This window comes from Clostridium sp. CF012 (genome assembly GCF_018861755.1).
In the GTDB taxonomy this organism is placed as follows: Bacteria; Bacillota; Clostridia; order Clostridiales; family Clostridiaceae; genus Clostridium_AD.
Window position 1 is genome coordinate 1 of record NZ_JAHLEF010000086.1, and the last position, 1,820, is coordinate 1,820.

Consider the following 1,820-nt stretch of genomic DNA (forward strand, 5'->3'; position numbering starts at 1 on the left):
GATAGTGTTAACACTATCTTTGTTTTATTTATATAAATCCCTGCTTTAGCAAGGGTTTAAACTGTTTTTATAACAAAAAAACAATGACCCCCTCTTTTTGGTATAATTGTTGTATCTCAACCCAACAAAAATCCAAAAGGACGGTGTCATTGTGAGTACAATTATATCAATATTAGTTACATATAATCAACTACTACTTTCGCAAATAAATCAATTACTTATTTTCATTGCAAAAAATATACCTTTAAAGGCTCCAAAATACGATATGACAAGCCCTAAATATAAAAAACTTACTGTAGATAAATTACCTATTATTAAGAACTTTGAAAAGCTTGATTACAAACAAATGTTAAAAGAGTACAAGATTGCTAATGGGAAGGAGAAAAAGCCAGTTAATCCTCGTGGTAAAAACCCAGTAGCACCTGATACTGTCTGCCCTCGCTGTGATGCTCCACATAACTATATCTACGATAATGCAGGTGGCCGTGGGCAGCTTTGTTGCAAGGTTTGTGATCTGCATTTCAGCAAAAACAAAGTTGATTTAAAGACCGAGCTTTTCATTTGCCCTTTTTGTGGACATGCTCTCAGTAAAAAGAAAGATCGCAAGCATTTTTTTGTCCATAAATGCGTTAATAAAAAATGTGATTTCTACCTGAATTCTCTTGCAAAACTTTCGTTAGAAGACCTTGAGGAATACAAGAAAGATAAACATAAATTCAAACTTCATTACATTTACCGTGAGTTCACCACTGATTTCTTTGATGTAGATTTATATTCTATGCCAAAGGGTGCTACTAGCCTCAAATTCAGAAATTTTTCTTCACATGTAATGGGACTTTGCTTAACATATAACGTTAATTTAGGTTTATCTACACGCCGTACGGCGCTTGCTCTGTGGGAAATCCATGGAGTTAAAATATCTCATGTCATGGTTAGCAGATACGCCATCACAGCTGCCGCTATGGTTAAGCCCTTTGTAGATAATTATGACTATAAACCTACTACTTATCTTGCCGCTGATGAAACCTATACTAAAGTCAAAGGAGTCCATCAATATATCTGGCTTGTTATGGATGCCATCAAGAAATCAATTTTAGGATATCAAGCATCCTTTACCCGTGATACCGGGCCTTGCATTTTAACTATGCGTATGGCATTTGATAAATTTAAAGAATTTCCTGGTAAGTCCCTTAAATTCATTGCTGATGGTTATACCGCATACAAGCTTGCGCAGCAACAGTTTAATCTTAATGGCTTTGATTTCGATGTAACCCAGGTAATTGGACTTACTAACAGTGATCCTGTCTCAACTGAATATCGTTGGATTAAACAAATAATTGAACGCCTCAACAGAACATTTAAATTCTCTTATAGGGTTACAAATGGCTTTGGTAGTGAGGAAGGTTCCAAGACGCACTTGGCTTTATTTGTAGCCTATTACAACTTTCTCCGCCCACATAGCTACGCTTATTGGGGGCCATTGAACTCTATCCCTGAGCTCGAAAGGATTCGCACAATGCCTGGTAAATGGCAAAAATTAATTGAACTTTCACAACATCTTATATTAGAAAAACAACTTGCATAGTTAAATTTACCGTTCTTCTTTTGCTTTAATCAAATTTTACTTACCTACCAAGTTTCTGTAAAAAAAGAAACAGTTTGAGAAGGTTTATTTTTGTTACCCTTTTTTCTTTTGTGAGAACAAAAACATTAACTTCCATAAGTTTAAGGATAGAAAGACAAAGGCTTTATTTTTCAAAGATGCAATCTAATTCCTATTATTACCAATTAGGTTTTTCCATAAGTCAGTTAACACTATC

The 1,820-nt window shown here is 34.7% G+C and carries 1 protein-coding gene; it reads left to right on the forward strand.

From position 1 onward, the window contains the following. Positions 1-151: 151 nt before the first annotated feature. Entirely contained in the window at positions 152-1,585 is a 1,434-nt protein-coding gene (locus KPL50_RS26300; RefSeq protein WP_216301430.1) for a DDE-type integrase/transposase/recombinase, read from the forward strand. The last annotated feature ends 235 nt before the right edge of the window (positions 1,586-1,820 follow it).